The sequence below is a fragment of the Pseudomonas putida genome (genome assembly GCF_001976065.1).
In the GTDB taxonomy this organism is placed as follows: domain Bacteria; phylum Pseudomonadota; class Gammaproteobacteria; order Pseudomonadales; family Pseudomonadaceae; genus Aquipseudomonas; species Aquipseudomonas serbica.
Genome location: NZ_MNAH01000004.1, coordinates 323936 through 338766, shown reverse-complemented (window position 1 = coordinate 338766; position 14831 = coordinate 323936). Strand labels below are relative to the sequence as shown.

The 14831-nt window shown below is 59.8% G+C and carries 13 protein-coding genes and 1 pseudogene; 12 read left to right on the top strand and 2 right to left on the bottom strand.

Annotated elements, in window-relative coordinates:
- Positions 1-334: 334 nt before the first annotated feature.
- The 8 genes from BKX96_RS16790 (at position 335) to BKX96_RS16755 (ending at position 7621) form a co-directional block, all read left to right on the top strand.
- A complete protein-coding gene (locus tag BKX96_RS16790) occupies positions 335-1675 on the top strand; it encodes an OprD family porin (protein ID WP_077184796.1) in 1341 nt (446 codons plus the stop codon).
- A gap of 293 nt (positions 1676-1968) precedes the next feature.
- Positions 1969-2607, top strand: a complete 639-nt coding sequence (locus BKX96_RS16785; RefSeq protein ID WP_077184794.1) for a peroxiredoxin — start codon at positions 1969-1971, stop codon at positions 2605-2607.
- Positions 2608-2939: 332 nt separating this feature from the next.
- Positions 2940-3533 carry an NADPH-dependent FMN reductase gene (gene ssuE / locus BKX96_RS16780; RefSeq protein WP_046818421.1) on the top strand — a complete coding sequence of 198 codons (594 nt, stop codon included), beginning with the start codon at positions 2940-2942 and terminating at the stop codon, positions 3531-3533.
- A 101-nt stretch (positions 3534-3634) separates the two neighbouring features.
- Positions 3635-4600: a sulfonate ABC transporter substrate-binding protein gene (locus BKX96_RS16775; protein WP_077184793.1), complete on the top strand. Its 966-nt coding sequence runs from the start codon at positions 3635-3637 to the stop codon at positions 4598-4600.
- Between the two features lie 29 nt (positions 4601-4629).
- Positions 4630-5778 carry an FMNH2-dependent alkanesulfonate monooxygenase gene (ssuD, locus tag BKX96_RS16770; protein WP_046818419.1) on the top strand — a complete coding sequence of 383 codons (1149 nt, stop codon included), beginning with the start codon at positions 4630-4632 and terminating at the stop codon, positions 5776-5778.
- Between the two features lie 8 nt (positions 5779-5786).
- Positions 5787-6569, top strand: a complete 783-nt coding sequence (gene ssuC, locus BKX96_RS16765) for an aliphatic sulfonate ABC transporter permease SsuC (protein WP_046818418.1) — start codon at positions 5787-5789, stop codon at positions 6567-6569.
- Complete coding sequence (gene ssuB, locus BKX96_RS16760; protein WP_077184789.1) at positions 6566-7372, top strand: aliphatic sulfonates ABC transporter ATP-binding protein; 807 nt, start codon at positions 6566-6568, stop codon at positions 7370-7372. The genes ssuC and ssuB overlap by 4 nt, the downstream gene beginning before the upstream one ends.
- Positions 7373-7405: 33 nt before the next feature.
- Entirely contained in the window at positions 7406-7621 is a 216-nt protein-coding gene (locus BKX96_RS16755) for a TOBE domain-containing protein (RefSeq protein WP_007967989.1), read from the top strand.
- A 149-nt stretch (positions 7622-7770) separates the two neighbouring features.
- Here the strand turns inward: BKX96_RS16755 and BKX96_RS16750 are convergent, their stop codons facing one another.
- Entirely contained in the window at positions 7771-8409 is a 639-nt protein-coding gene (locus BKX96_RS16750; RefSeq protein ID WP_077184787.1) for a TetR/AcrR family transcriptional regulator, read from the bottom strand.
- A 220-nt stretch (positions 8410-8629) separates the two neighbouring features.
- On the bottom strand, positions 8630-10006 hold the full coding sequence (locus BKX96_RS16745; protein WP_046818414.1) for a glutamine synthetase family protein: 1377 nt from the start codon (positions 10004-10006) through the stop codon (positions 8630-8632).
- 278 nt (positions 10007-10284) lie between these two features.
- On the opposite strand from BKX96_RS16745, the pseudogene BKX96_RS16740 reads away from it, so the two are divergent.
- From BKX96_RS16740 to BKX96_RS16725, 4 genes and pseudogenes are all read left to right on the top strand, one after another.
- A pseudogene (locus tag BKX96_RS16740) lies at positions 10285-10557 on the top strand (gamma-glutamyl-gamma-aminobutyrate hydrolase family protein); the annotation flags it as partial.
- 125 nt (positions 10558-10682) lie between these two features.
- Complete coding sequence (locus BKX96_RS16735) at positions 10683-12041, top strand: glutamine synthetase family protein (RefSeq protein ID WP_046818412.1); 1359 nt, start codon at positions 10683-10685, stop codon at positions 12039-12041.
- Between the two features lie 59 nt (positions 12042-12100).
- A complete protein-coding gene (locus BKX96_RS16730) occupies positions 12101-13465 on the top strand; it encodes an aspartate aminotransferase family protein (protein WP_077184783.1) in 1365 nt (454 codons plus the stop codon).
- 169 nt (positions 13466-13634) lie between these two features.
- Complete coding sequence (locus tag BKX96_RS16725) at positions 13635-14744, top strand: polyamine ABC transporter substrate-binding protein (RefSeq protein ID WP_046818410.1); 1110 nt, start codon at positions 13635-13637, stop codon at positions 14742-14744.
- Positions 14745-14831 lie beyond the last annotated feature (87 nt).

Here is a 14831-nt window from a genome sequence, read left to right as displayed (position 1 = left end):
ATGTTTCTGATGATTTTTTATTCTTTTTAGCTTTCTTCTCAAGCGCTTAAAGTAAGGCTATCCGACACGCACCGTAAGCCTCGGATCGAGCTTTCAAATCCCGCAACCCAAAAACTCCAAGAATTGGCCTGTCGCCGATACCTCGGGCCTGCGCTGTCGGGGCATATTCCTAAATGCGATTAAAATTAATTCTGCAATTCTTTTTAGGATTATGAACGGGTATTCTGCGCGGCCCAAAAAAACGACCGCTCAAGACGGTCTGGCGCGAATGGCGCTTGCGGATCCAGGGCATTCGACCCAGGACCAGGAACTAGAAAACGATAGGAGCGAAACAATGAACAAGTCCACCTTGGCCCTGGCTGTGGCTGTAGGGGTTTTGGCGCAGCAGGCAAGCGCCGCCGGTTTCATCGAAGACAGCAAGGCAACGTTGGGGCTGCGCAACTTCTACATCAACACCGACTACCGCGACGGTACCGGTCCGAACAAAAACGAAGAATGGGGCCAAGGCTTCGATCTGCGTTTCACCTCCGGTTATACCCAGGGTCCTGTCGGCTTCGGTATCGATGCGATCGGCCTGCTGGGCGTGAAGCTGGATTCGGGCGGCGGCACCAATGGCGCCACGTCGTCTTCTTACGGCGGCACGGTATTCCCGAGCAAGTCCAACGGCGAAGCGGTTGACGACTTCTCCAGCCTGGGCCTGACTGCCAAAGCCAAGATCTCCCAGACCGAGCTGAAATTGGGCACCCTGCAGCCAAAACTGCCAGTGATCGTGACCAACGATGGTCGTCTGTTGCCACAAACCTGGCAGGGTGGCCAACTCTCCTCGGGTGACATCAAGGACCTGACCCTGATCGGTGGTCAGATCGAGCAGGTCAAAGGTCGTAACTCGAGCAACAACGAGCAATTGTCGATCTCCGGCGCCAACAGCCGTGCCTCAACAGGTCGAGACAGCAACAAGTTCATCTACGCCGGGGGGGACTACAAACTCACCAAGGACCTGACGGCCCAGTACTACTACGGCAACCTCGAAGAGTTCTACAAGCAACACTTCCTGGGCCTGGTGCACAACTGGTCGATCGGTCCTGGTGTGTTGAAGTCGGACTTGCGCTACTTCAACAGCTCCGACGATGGTGCCAACGGTCACGACCCGCTCTACTACACCACGGGCAACTACAACGCGCCGAGCGGTAAAGGCAAGGTCGATAACAACCTGTACAGCGGCCTGTTCCTCTACACCGTTGCCGGTCATACCTTCGGTGGCGGTTACCAGGTCAGCAATGGCAGCAGCGATTTCCCGTGGCTGAACCAGGGCGACGGATCGTCGGCCTACATCATCACCGACTCGCAAATCCAGAAGTTCGCCCGTGCCGGCGAACGCACCTGGCAGGCGCGCTACTCCTATGACTTCGCCAAGCTCGGCGTGCCTGGCCTGACGGCGGGTGTGGTGTACCTGCATGGCGACGACATCGACACCGTTAACGCTGCCGGTCGTGAAGCGGCCAGCGGCGCTTCCGAGTGGGAACGCGACCTGACCGTGGGTTACGTCGTGCAGTCCGGTGCGTTGAAAAACCTCGGCGTGCAGTGGAAGAACGCCACCTGGCGCACCGATCTGCCGAACACGCGTTCCCAGGACGAGAACCGCCTGATCGTCAGCTACTCGATCCCGCTGTTGTAATAGCGCTCGGGTAACCCAGGCAAAAAAAGCCCCACCCGGCATCACGCCGGGCGGGGCTTTTGTGTTTTCGAGGCGGGCTCACCCCCGTAAACCCGCCTTGAAAGTCCCTCTTTTGCAGCAACTCAAGGCCTTCTCGAACCTTGTGGCCGATGTTCGTCGCGATGCGTTCACACGTCCAGTGAAGAGATGTTTAATATTTCCTTTAGTGCTAAATAAATCGATATTTATTCTTTTTAACAGATAAAAAATACAGGCACAGTTGAGCCCATCAAGCACTCACAAGGAACAGCACCATGGGCCTCAGACTCGGCGATATCGCCCCCGATTTCGAACAGAACTCCAGCGCTGGTGCTATCCAGTTCCACCAATGGCTGGGCGATAGCTGGGGTGTGCTGTTCTCCCACCCGGCCGACTTCACGCCGGTGTGCACCACCGAGCTGGGCTTCACCGCCAAGCTGAAAGATGAATTCGCCAAGCGTGGGGTCAAGGCCATCGCCCTGTCTGTCGACCCGGTGGAATCGCACCACCGGTGGATCGAAGACATTAACGAAACCCAGGATACCGTGGTCAATTTCCCGATTCTCGACGATGCCGACCGCAAGGTCTCGGACTTGTACGATCTGATCCATCCCAACGCCAACGACACCCTGACGGTGCGCTCGCTGTTTGTGATCGACCCGAACAAAAAGGTCCGGCTGACCATCACCTACCCGGCGAGCACGGGGCGCAACTTCAATGAAATCCTGCGGGTGATCGATTCGCTGCAACTCACCGACAACTACAAGGTGGCCACCCCGGCCAACTGGCAGGACGGTGATGAGGTGGTGATCGTGCCGTCGCTCAAGGATGAAGATGAAATCAGACAGCGTTTTCCCAAGGGCTATCGCGCGGTGAAACCGTACCTGCGCCTGACGCCGCAGCCGAACAAATGAGTCATTGAGCTTTGTGGTTTGGCACATGCCGCTTTCGCGAGCAAGCCCGCTCCCACAGTGACCGCGTACCCCTGTGGCAGCGGGTTTGCTCGCGAAGACGGCGGGTCAGGCAACGCAGCGTTCAGAGTGAAATGCTTCCATAAAGCAGGGGGATTTCAGGCCGTTTTAACGGCCTGCTTTTTTGCCGGGAAGAAACTGTTTCGTATATCTCTTAAACGAATAACCAAATGAATAAATATGATTTATGGATATATCAATCAGCTGTTAAGGTCACTCCATCAAAGCGAGATCGCAAGCCGCGAATCGCCAACACCGTTTGAGGAAGTCTCCCAATGCTGGTTGTCTCACTGGGCGGAAGTCCCAGCCAGCGCTCCCGTTCCGGGGTGCTGTTGGATCGCTCTCGACGTTGGTTACAAGAGCGGGGCGTGGAGGTTGTGAGTTATCAGGTACGGGACTTCCCGGCCGAAGACTTGCTGCACGCCCGCTTCGACAGCCCGAAGGTCGTCGATCTGCTGCAGCAGATTGAAAACGCCGACGGCCTGTTGATCGCCACGCCGGTGTACAAGGCTTCGTTCTCCGGGGCCCTGAAAACCGTGCTGGATCTGCTGCCCGAGCGTGCCCTGAGCCACAAGGTGGTGTTGCCCATGGCCACGGGTGGCAGCATTGCCCACATGCTGGCGGTGGATTACGCGCTCAAGCCGGTGCTGTCGGCGTTGAAGGCCCAGGAACTGCTGCAGGGGATTTTCGCCGTCGACAGCCAGATCGCCTACGGCGAAGGCAGCGCCCTGGCGCAGTTGGCGCCGGAACTGGAACAACGACTGACTGAGTCGCTGGAGTTGTTTTTCAGCGCCATGGCACGACGGCCCCGGCCGCTCGATCCGAACCTGTTGAATGATCGTTTGTTGAGTGCTCGCTGGAGCATTTAAGCCTCACTTAAGCCACAACCTGAAATTGAAGTACTGGCCTTACTCGCCCGCCAACGGGCAAGCAGGTGCAGCCTAAACCCAACTGCAAAAAGGAGAGCGCCATGCGCCCTGTCATTTTGCGTCGCGGTCTGGTCGCTCTGTTTGCTGCGGCTGTCACCTTCGGCGCCATTACTCAAGCTCAAGCCGAGACACTCCGTATCGGTTATCAGAAATACGGCACCCTGGTGCTGCTCAAAGCCAAAGGCACCCTGGAAAAACGCCTCGCCGCGCAAGGCGTCGACGTGCAATGGACTGAATTCCCCGGTGGCCCGCAATTGCTCGAAGGCCTGAACGTCGGCTCCATCGACTTCGGCGTCACCGGCGAAACCCCGCCAGTGTTCGCCCAGGCCGCAGGTGCCGATCTGCTCTATGTCGCCTACGAACCGCCAGCACCGCACAGTGAAGCGATCCTGGTGCCGAAGGACTCGCCGATCAAATCGGTGAAGGACCTCAAGGGCAAGAAAGTCGTCCTGAACAAAGGCTCCAATGTGCACTACCTGCTGGTGCGCGCCCTGGAAGACGCCGGCCTCAAGTACACCGATATCCAGACTGTTTTCCTGCCGCCGGCCGATGCCCGCGCTGCGTTCGAGCGTGGCAGCGTCGATGCCTGGGTCATCTGGGACCCGTACCAGGCGGCCGCCGAACAGCAGCTGCAAGCGCACACCCTGCGCGATGGCCAGGGCATCGTCGACAACCACCAGTTCTACCTCGCTACCAAGCCCTATGCGCAGAAAAACCCGGAGGTGATCAAGACCCTCGTGGAGGAAGTGCGCGCGGTCGGCGAATGGTCCAAAGCCAATCCTGAAGACGTGACCCAGCAGGTTTCGCCACTGCTCGGCCTGCCGGCCGACATCACCCTGAAGTCGGTGAAGCGCCAGGGCTATGGCGCGCTGTTCCTGACCCCGGACGTGGTCGCCGCCCAGCAGAAAATCGCCGACAGCTTCTATCAGCTCAAGCTGATTCCCAAGCCGCTCCGCATCAAGGACGTGATCTGGACGCCTCCGGCGGCCGTTGCGAAAGCCCAGTAAAAATCCGATTCCCCCAAGGAGACCACTCCATGAGCCTCAATATCTTCTGGTTCCTGCCTACCCACGGCGACGGCCATTACCTTGGCACCGCCGAAGGCGCTCGCGCCGTCGACCACGGTTACCTGCAACAGGTCGCGCAAGCGGCGGATCGCCTGGGTTTCGGCGGAGTGCTTATTCCCACCGGGCGCTCCTGCGAAGACTCGTGGTTGGTGGCGGCGTCGCTGATCCCGGTGACCCAGCGTTTGAAATTCCTCGTCGCCCTGCGCCCCGGGATCATTTCCCCGACGGTGGCGGCACGGCAGGCTGCGACCCTGGATCGCCTGTCCGGCGGCCGTGCGCTGTTCAACCTGGTGACCGGCGGTGATCCGGAAGAGTTGGCCGGTGACGGTCTGTTCCTCAGCCACGAAGAGCGCTACCAGGCCTCGGTGGAATTCACCCGCATCTGGCGTCGGGTGCTGGAAGGCGAAACCGTTGATTACGACGGGCAGCACATCAGCGTGAAGGGCGCCAAGTTGCTCTATCCGCCGATCCAGCAACCGCGTCCGCCGCTGTACTTCGGCGGCTCGTCGGAAGCGGCCCAGGACCTCGCGGCCGAGCAGGTCGAAATGGTCCTGACCTGGGGGGAGCCACCGGCTGCCGTTGCCGAGAAAATCGCCCAGGTGCGCGACAAGGCTGCCAAGCTGGGGCGCACCGTGCGCTTCGGGATTCGTCTGCATGTGATCGTGCGCGAAACCAACGCCGAGGCCTGGCAAGCGGCCGATCGCCTGATTTCGCACCTGGACGACGACACCATCGCTCGCGCCCAGGCTTCGCTGGCGCGCTTCGACTCCGTTGGCCAGCAACGCATGGCTGCGCTGCACGGCGGCAATCGCGACAACCTCGAAGTCAGCCCCAACCTGTGGGCCGGCGTTGGCCTGGTGCGCGGCGGTGCCGGTACGGCGCTGGTGGGTGACGGCCCAACCGTTGCGGCGCGCGTGAAGGAATACGCGGACTTGGGCATCGACACTTTTATCTTCTCCGGTTACCCACACCTGGAAGAGTCGTATCGCGTCGCCGAACTGCTGTTCCCGCACCTGGACATCGAACGTCCGGAGCTGCCGAAAAGCGCGGGTTACGTCAGCCCGTTTGGCGAGATGGTCGCCAACGACATTCTCCCGAAAGCCGCGTCCCAGAGCTGAGGCGCGCCATGAAGAAGATCATTCACAGCCTTGCTCCCTGGGCATTACCGGTCCTGCTGTTGGCGGTGTGGCAGCTGTCGGTGTCGGCGGGCTGGTTGTCGACGCGGATCCTGCCGGCGCCGATTGCCGTGATCGAAGCCGGTGTGGAACTGGTGCGCAGCGGCGAAATCTGGACGCACCTGGCAATCAGCGGCTGGCGCGCGGCGCTGGGTTTCGCCATTGGCGGCGGCATCGGCCTGACCCTGGGTTTTATCACCGGTCTGTCGAAATGGGGTGAGCGCCTGCTCGATAGCTCGGTGCAGATGATCCGCAACGTGCCACACCTGGCGCTGATCCCACTGGTGATCCTGTGGTTCGGCATCGACGAGTCGGCGAAGATTTTCCTGGTGGCCCTGGGCACCTTGTTCCCGATCTATCTCAACACCTATCACGGCATCCGCAACGTCGATCCGGCGTTGGTGGAGATGTCCCGCAGCTATGGGTTGTCCGGCTTCAGCCTGTTCCGCCAGGTGATCCTGCCGGGTGCGCTGCCTTCGATCCTGGTCGGTGTGCGGTTTGCCCTGGGTTTCATGTGGCTGACCCTGATCGTCGCGGAAACCATTTCCGCCAGCTCCGGCATCGGCTACCTGGCAATGAACGCTCGGGAGTTCCTGCAGACCGACGTGGTGGTGCTGGCGATTCTGCTGTACGCGGTGCTCGGCAAACTGGCCGACCTCGCCGCCCGTGGACTCGAGCGTGTGTGGCTGCGCTGGCATCCGGCTTATCAGGTCGTCAAGGGAGGTGCCGCATGACTGCGGAGCAACCTCCACGCCTGCTGCGCGGAATTCCGCTGGCGGTGCGCAAGCTGCAAAAAACCTTCGGCTCGCGGCAGGTGCTGCGTGAGATCGACCTGCACATTCCGGCGGGTCAGTTCGTCGCGGTGGTCGGTCGCAGTGGCTGTGGAAAAAGTACCTTGCTGCGTTTGCTGGCTGGTCTCGATCAACCTACCGGCGGTGAATTGCTGGCCGGTTCCGCGCCGCTGAGTGAGGCGCGGGAAGACACCCGCTTGATGTTCCAGGAAGCGCGTCTGCTGCCGTGGAAAAAGATCATCGACAACGTCGGCCTAGGTCTCAAGGGCAACTGGCGGCCAAAGGCGCTGGAAGCGCTGGAAGCGGTCGGCTTGGCGGATCGCGCCAACGAGTGGCCGGCGGCCCTGTCCGGTGGGCAGAAGCAACGAGTGGCGTTGGCTCGCGCATTGATCCACCAACCGCGCTTGCTGCTGCTCGACGAGCCATTGGGGGCCCTGGAAGCGCTCACTCGAATCGAGATGCAGCAACTGATCGAACGGCTCTGGCAACAGCACGGCTTCACCGTGCTGCTGGTGACCCACGACGTCAGTGAAGCGGTGGCGATTGCCGATCGGGTGATCCTGATCGAAGACGGCGAAGTGGGCCTCGACCTGCACGTGGAACTGCCGCGCCCTCGGGTTCGCGGCTCCCATCGGTTGGCGGCGCTGGAAACCGAAGTGCTCAACCGCGTGCTGTCACTGCCCGGCCAACCGCCGGAGCCGGAACCTGTTTCACCCTTGCCTACGCAGTTGCGTTGGGCTCAATAACTCAAGCCTCAATCAACGACAGGAATCAACATCATGACTATCAAGGCCATCAACGTACGCAACCAGTTCAAAGGCTCCATCAAGGAAATCGTCCTGGGCGATGTGCTGTCGGAAATCGACGTGCAGACCGCGTCCGGGATCGTCACGTCGGTGATCACCACGCGTTCGGTGAAAGAGCTGGAACTGGCGGTGGGCAGCGAAGTGATCGCGTTCGTGAAATCCACCGAGGTGTCGATCGCCAAGTTGTGAGGGCGTGGGCAGTCAGTGAGACCGCGGCGCGGCCTTCGCGAGCAGGCTCGCTCCCACAGGTTTTTGGGTTGGCCACACAATGTGTGTTCAGCACCAGCCCACTGTGGGAGCGAGCCTGCTCGCGATGGGGCCAGTGCGGCGTATAAAGATCAGGCAGGTACAGCGCGCTTGGGCAGGTAAGGCGGTAAATACAGCCCCAGGTACGCATCAAACACCCGCATTCCTTCTTCGGCCATGCGCGGCGTGATCTGCCCGTGCTGCTGCACCGAGCGTGCATACACCCGGTCCCCGAGCTCCATGGCCAGGGCAAACACATCGACATCACCCGGCAGCTTCGGCAGCTCGAAGTGGTGGTCGAAGAGTTTCTGCATCAGGTCGCCCAGTTCGATGTCGTGCTGGCGGTCGGCCTGGGTGACTTCGGTCAGGCCGTGCTGGGCGAGGATCAGTTGGCGGGCGGCGGCGTCTTCGCTGTAGATCTCCAGCATGCGTTGCTCCACCAGCCGCGACAGGTCACGCCAGCCACTCAAGGCGTGATGGTCGATGGGCGCTTGCAGGCAGGCGCGGAAGGCCGCATGGACGTCGGCCGTCAGCGCTTCGAGCAGGGACGGGACGCTGGCGAAGAAGTGGTAGACGGAGGAAGGCGGGATCTGCGCGCGTTCGGCGACGCTGTAGATCGACAGACTGGCCACGCCCTCGGCGGCCAGCAGCGTGCGGGCGGCATCGAGTATCGAATCGATCCGGGCCTGGCTGCGGGCGCGGGGTTTGCGAGCGGTGGCGGTGCGCGTCATTGGAGTCTCCTGCGGGGCAGGGGGCATTGTACGAGCAGGTATCTGTGTTGTCTGCCAGGACGCCTTCGCGAGCAAGCCCGCTCCCACACTTGAACTGTGTACGCAGGACAAATGTGGGAGCGGGCTTGCTCGCGAAGCAGGCGACTCGGTTCTACTGAAATTACCCATAAAAAACGCCGCAGGCTTTTAACAGCCGGCGGCGTTTTTTTACTGCAGCCGCTTAAACGGTATGCAGGTACCAGTTGTACTCAAGGTCGGAGATGGAGTGTTCAAACTCCTCCAGCTCGCTTTCCTTGCAGGCCACGAAGATATCGATGTATTTCGGATCGATGTACTTGGCCATGACTTCGCTGTCGTCCAGCTCGCGCAATGCATCGCGCAGGTTGTTCGGCAGGCTCTGCTCGTTCTGCTCGTAGCTGTTGCCTTCCACCGGCGCATTCGGCTCGATCTTGTTGACCAGGCCGTGGTGCACGCCTGCCAGGACCGAAGCCATCAGCAGGTAAGGGTTGGCATCGGCGCCGGCCACACGGTGTTCGATACGCACGGCATCGGCGGAGCCGGTAGGTACGCGAATTGCCACGGTGCGGTTGTCCAGGCCCCAGCACGGTGAGTTCGGCACATAGAACTGCGCACCGAATCGACGGTAGGAGTTGACGTTCGGGCAGAGGAAAGCCATCTGCGCCGGTAGGGTCTCGAGCACACCGCCGATCGCGTGACGCAGCGCGGCGTTCTGCTCGGGATCCTCACTGGCAAAAATATTCTTGCCGTCCTTGTCGAGAATCGAAATGTGTACGTGCAGCCCGTTGCCCGCCTGGCCCGGGTAAGGCTTGGCCATGAAGGTGGTGTCCATTTCATGGTCGTAGGCGATGTTCTTGATCAGGCGCTTGAGCAGTACCGCGTAGTCGCAGGCCTTGATCGGGTCGGCGACGTGGTGCAGGTTCACTTCGAACTGCGCCGGGGCACTTTCCTTGACGATGGCGTCGGCCGGGATGCCTTGCTCTTTCGCACCTTCCAGAATGTCCTGGAGGCAGTCGACGTATTCGTCGAGGTCGTCGATCAGGTAGACCTGTGTCGAGTGCGGACGTTTGCCGGAGATCGGCGAGCGCGGCGGTTGCGGACGACCGTTCACGTTCTCCTGGTCGATCAGGTAGAACTCCAGTTCGAACGCGGCGCAGATGGTCAGGCCCAGTTCATCGAACTTGGTCACGACTTGTCGCAGGACTTCGCGTGGGTCGGCGAAGAAAGGATCACCTTCGAGTTCGTGCATGGTCATCAACAGTTGCGCGGTGGGGCGCTTCTGCCATGGCTCGTTGCACAGGGTATCGGGGATTGGATAGCAGATTCGATCGGCGTCGCCGATGTCCAGGCCCAGGCCGGTGCTTTCCACCGTGGAGCCATTGATATCCAGAGCAAATAGAGAGGCCGGCAGGTTGATGCCTTTCTCGTAAACCTTGTGGAGGCTGGTGCGTTCGATGCGCTTGCCGCGCACCACACCATTCATATCCGCAATCAGAAGGTCAACGTACAGAACCTCAGGATGTTCCTTAAGGAACGCGTTCGCTTCGTTAAGCTGAACGGCACGCGGGGGTACCGACATGATGCAACACCTTTGTTGTTAAAAATATCAATCATTGATCTTTTCGGATTCCAGTCAACCCGAACGGCTTGCCGAAGTCAAGCGAGGCCTTTTTTGCCCTAAAAAAGCGCTCGCGTGGCTTTTTTGAGGCTCTTTGGGGCGTTTTTATAGCCCTTGGCCGTTTGACGCCCGCAGGCTTGAGCGGGCCGTGTTGTATTTTTTACGGGGGTGTTGTGTAAAAAAATGAACAAGGCTAAGCTCGAATCAAACCCATAACAGCAATAATACCGGGGTGTTTCATGTATCGCCTGCCGATCATCGGCGTCACCGCCTGCTCTTCGCAGATCGGTCTGCATGCTCATCACATCAGTGGCGACATCTGCGTCAGCGCCGTGGCCGCAGCGGCTTCGGGCCTGTCGGCGATCCTCCCGTCCCTGGCGAATCAGCCGTCTCTGTCCGATATTCTGGACGGCGTCGACGGCACACCCATTACGGTTACTCCATTCAATATAGAACCGATTCACAATAGCGGCTCGGCCATCGTGCAGGTCACCGCTCGCGATTCTGCACGCCTGTCATGCGCAGAAGTACACACAAGCACGATAGCCTGGCGCAAACTTGCATTTCAACGCGACGCCGATGCGTCAACTATCGCCTGACTCTGAAGAGCCAGGAAACTCAAAGCCTAGAGGCATTTATGAGTAACAACCTCGACCAGCTCACCGATTGGTTGAAAGACCACAAGATCACAGAAGTCGAATGCATGATCGCCGACTTGACCGGGATCACCCGGGGCAAGATCTCGCCGACCAACAAATTCATCGCCGAAAAGGGCATGCGCCTGCCTGAGAGCGTTCTGTTGCAGACCGTGACCGGCGATTACGTCGAAGACGACATCTATTACGAACTGCTCGACCCGGCCGACATCGACATGATCTGCCGCCCCGACCACAACGCGGTGTACCTGGTGCCTTGGGCCGTCGAACCGACCGCCCAGGTGATCCACGACACCTACGACAAGCAGGGCAACCCGATCGAGCTGTCACCGCGCAACGTGCTCAAGAAAGTCCTCAAGCTCTATGCCGACAGGGGCTGGCAGCCCATCGTGGCGCCGGAGATGGAGTTCTACCTGACCAAGCGCAGTGACGACCCGGATTATCCGCTGCAGCCACCGATCGGCCGTTCCGGTCGCCCGGAAATCGGTCGCCAGTCGTTCTCCATCGAGGCGGCGAATGAGTTCGACCCGCTGTTCGAGGACGTTTATGACTGGTGCGAATTGCAGGAACTGGACCTCGACACGCTGATCCACGAGGACGGCACGGCGCAGATGGAGATCAACTTCCGTCACGGCGATGCCTTGTCCCTGGCGGACCAGATCCTGGTGTTCAAGCGCACCATGCGCGAGGCTGCGCTCAAGCACAACGTGGCCGCGACCTTCATGGCCAAGCCGATGACCGGCGAGCCTGGCAGCGCCATGCACCTGCACCAGAGCATCATCGACATCGAGACCGGCAAGAACATCTTCTCCAATGAAGACGGGACCATGAGCCAGCTGTTCCTGAACCACATCGGTGGTTTGCAGAAGCTGATTCCCGAGCTATTGCCGCTGTTTGCCCCCAACGTCAACTCGTTCCGCCGCTTCCTGCCGGACACCTCGGCGCCGGTGAACGTGGAGTGGGGCGAAGAGAACCGCACCGTGGGCCTGCGGGTACCGGATGCAGGGCCACAGAACCGTCGCGTGGAAAACCGCCTGCCGGGTGCCGATGCCAACCCGTACCTGGCCATTGCCGCGAGCCTGCTGTGCGGCTACATCGGCATGGTCGAAGGCTTGAACCCGAGCGCACCGGTGGTGGGCCGTGGTTACGAGCGCCGCAACCTGCGCCTGCCACTGACCATCGAGGACGCGCTCGAGCGCATGGAAAACAGCGCCACCATCGAGCGCTACCTGGGCAAGACTTTCATCACTGGCTACGTCGCGGTCAAGCGGGCCGAGCATGAAAACTTCAAGCGCGTCATCAGTTCGTGGGAACGGGAATTCCTGCTTTTTGCCGTCTGATGCGCCGGGCGCCACCGTTGTCGGGTGGCGCTCTCACCTGGATTTTTTAGGAGATTGGTATGACCAGCAACAATCCGCAAACCCGTGAATGGCAAACCCTGAGCAATGATCACCACCTGGCTCCGTTCAGCGACTTCAAGCAGCTGAAAGAGAAAGGCCCGCGGATCATCACCAACGCCAAGGGTGTCTACCTGTGGGACAGCGAAGGCAACAAGATCCTCGACGGCATGGCCGGGCTGTGGTGCGTGGCCATCGGTTATGGCCGCGACGAACTGGCCGATGCCGCCAGCAAGCAGATGCGTGAGTTGCCGTATTACAACCTGTTCTTCCAGACCGCCCACCCGCCGGTACTGGAGTTGGCGAAGGCCATCGCCGATGTCGCGCCAGAAGGCATGAACCACGTGTTCTTCACCGGTTCCGGCTCTGAAGGCAACGACACCATGTTGCGCATGGTTCGTCACTATTGGGCGATCAAGGGCCAGCCGAACAAGAAGGTCATCATCAGCCGCAAGAACGGCTATCACGGTTCCACCGTGGCCGGCGCGAGCCTGGGCGGCATGACCTACATGCACGAACAGGGCGACCTGCCGATTCCGGGCATCGTCCACATCGCCCAGCCGTACTGGTTCGCCGAAGGCGGCGACATGACCCCTGAAGAGTTCGGGATCTGGGCGGCCAATCAGCTGGAAGAGAAGATCCTCGAAGTCGGCGTAGACAACGTGGGGGCCTTTATTGCCGAGCCAATCCAGGGCGCTGGCGGCGTGATCATTCCGCCAGACAGCTACTGGCCGCGCATCAAGGAAATCCTCGCCAAGTACGACATCCTGTTCGTGGCCGACGAAGTGATCTGCGGTTTCGGCCGCACCGGCGAATGGTTCGGCAGTGATTTCTACGACCTCAAGCCGGACATGATGACCATCGCCAAGGGCCTGACCTCCGGCTACATCCCCATGGGTGGCCTGATCGTGCGCGACGAAGTGGTGGACGTGCTCAACGAGGGCGGCGATTTCAACCACGGCTTCACCTATTCCGGGCACCCGGTGGCCGCTGCGGTGGCGCTGGAAAACATCCGCATCATGCGCGATGAAAAAATTATCGAGCGCGTGCACGCTGAAACGGCACCGTATTTGCAAAAACGTTTGCGCGAACTGAACGATCATCCCCTGGTTGGGGAAGTTCGTGGGGTCGGTCTGCTGGGGGCGATCGAACTGGTTCAGGACAAGGCCACTCGCAAGCGCTATGAAGGCAAGGGCGTCGGCATGATCTGCCGACAGTTCTGCTTCGATAACGGGCTGATCATGCGTGCCGTGGGCGACACCATGATCATCGCGCCACCGCTGGTGATCACACCGGCGGAAATCGATGAGTTGGTGACCAAGGCGCGCAAGTGCCTGGACCTGACCCTGAGTGCGTTGCAGGCCTAAGTGCTAGGCTCTGAGCGGCAGTCATGAAACTTTCGCTCAGGGCCGTTAGAAAGCTTGGCCTTTCCTTGAAAGACCGCCTCGGATCTTGCCAGACTAGCCGCAGTTCCAGTTGTCCGGGTTCGGCCGCTGAACAAAGTGGTTCAAAAAAGAAAAATTTGGAGCATTACGCATGAAGGCATTAGGAAAAAAGCTTGCTGGCAAGACACTTCTCGCTTTGTCCGTAGCGGGCATGATGGCGGGTGCGGTTCACGCGGACGACAAAGTACTGCACGTCTATAACTGGTCCGACTACATCGCTCCGGACACCATCGCCAACTTCGAGAAAGAGTCCGGGATCAAGGTCGTCTACGACGTATTCGACAGCAACGAAACCCTGGAAGCCAAATTGCTGGCAGGCAAGTCCGGCTACGACGTGGTCGTGCCGTCGAACAACTTCCTGGCCAAGCAGATCAAAGCAGGCGTTTATCAGGAACTGGACCAGTCCAAGCTGCCTAACTGGAAGAACCTGAACCAGGACCTGCTCAAGGCCGTGTCGATCAGCGACCCGGGCAACAAGCACGCTTTCCCGTACATGTGGGGCTCGATCGGCATCGGTTACAACCCGGAGAAGGTCAAGGCTGCGCTGGGCGTCGACACCATCGACTCCTGGGACGTACTGCTCAAGCCGGAAAATATCGCCAAGCTCAAGGGCTGCGGTGTGAGCTTCCTCGATTCGCCGACCGAAATGCTCCCGGTCGCGCTGCACTACCTGGGCCTGCCTACCGACACCCAGAAAAAAGAAGACATCAAGAAAGCCGAAGATCTGTTCCTCAAGATTCGTCCTTCGATCACCTATTTCCACTCCTCCAAGTACATCTCGGACCTGGCAAACGGCAACATCTGCGTAGCAGTCGGCTACTCGGGTGACGTGCAGCAGGCCAAGTCCCGTGCCGCCGAGGCCGGTGACAAGGTCAAAGTCAGCTACGCCATTCCGAAGGAAGGCGCTGGCAGCTTCTTCGACATGGTCGCCATCCCTAAAGATGCCGAAAACGTTGAAGGCGCCTACAAGTTCATGACCTTCCTGCAGAAGCCTGAAGTCATGGCCGGCATCACCAACGCCGTACGTTTCCCGAACGGTAACGCCGCTGCAACAGCTCTGGTAGAGAAAGACATCACCAGCGATCCAGGCATCTACCCGCCAGCTGACGTGCAGGCCAAGCTGTATGCCATCGCCGATCTGCCAGCGGCCACCCAGCGTGATATGACTCGCAGCTGGACCAAGATCAAATCCGGTAAATAAGCCGGTTTGATGCAACATCCTGTGGTCGCCACCTGGGCGGCGGCGACTGCAGGATTAATTAAATGACAGAAAGTTTTGCTGGAACGG

What these genes read in the sequence shown, in the direction of transcription:
- BKX96_RS16785 (WP_077184794.1), top strand. Translation starts at nt 1,969, where the DNA reads ATGGGCCTCAGACTCGGCGATATCGCCCCCGATTTCGAACAGAACTCC.
- ssuE (WP_046818421.1), top strand. Translation starts at nt 2,940, where the DNA reads ATGCTGGTTGTCTCACTGGGCGGAAGTCCCAGCCAGCGCTCCCGTTCC.
- BKX96_RS16775 (WP_077184793.1), top strand. Translation starts at nt 3,635, where the DNA reads ATGCGCCCTGTCATTTTGCGTCGCGGTCTGGTCGCTCTGTTTGCTGCG.
- BKX96_RS16725 (WP_046818410.1), top strand. Translation starts at nt 13,635, where the DNA reads ATGAAGGCATTAGGAAAAAAGCTTGCTGGCAAGACACTTCTCGCTTTG.
- ssuD (WP_046818419.1), top strand. Translation starts at nt 4,630, where the DNA reads ATGAGCCTCAATATCTTCTGGTTCCTGCCTACCCACGGCGACGGCCAT.
- BKX96_RS16745 (WP_046818414.1), bottom strand. Translation starts at nt 10,006, where the DNA reads ATGTCGGTACCCCCGCGTGCCGTTCAGCTTAACGAAGCGAACGCGTTC.
- BKX96_RS16730 (WP_077184783.1), top strand. Translation starts at nt 12,101, where the DNA reads ATGACCAGCAACAATCCGCAAACCCGTGAATGGCAAACCCTGAGCAAT.
- BKX96_RS16755 (WP_007967989.1), top strand. Translation starts at nt 7,406, where the DNA reads ATGACTATCAAGGCCATCAACGTACGCAACCAGTTCAAAGGCTCCATC.
- BKX96_RS16750 (WP_077184787.1), bottom strand. Translation starts at nt 8,409, where the DNA reads ATGACGCGCACCGCCACCGCTCGCAAACCCCGCGCCCGCAGCCAGGCC.
- ssuC (WP_046818418.1), top strand. Translation starts at nt 5,787, where the DNA reads ATGAAGAAGATCATTCACAGCCTTGCTCCCTGGGCATTACCGGTCCTG.
- ssuB (WP_077184789.1), top strand. Translation starts at nt 6,566, where the DNA reads ATGACTGCGGAGCAACCTCCACGCCTGCTGCGCGGAATTCCGCTGGCG.
- BKX96_RS16735 (WP_046818412.1), top strand. Translation starts at nt 10,683, where the DNA reads ATGAGTAACAACCTCGACCAGCTCACCGATTGGTTGAAAGACCACAAG.
- BKX96_RS16790 (WP_077184796.1), top strand. Translation starts at nt 335, where the DNA reads ATGAACAAGTCCACCTTGGCCCTGGCTGTGGCTGTAGGGGTTTTGGCG.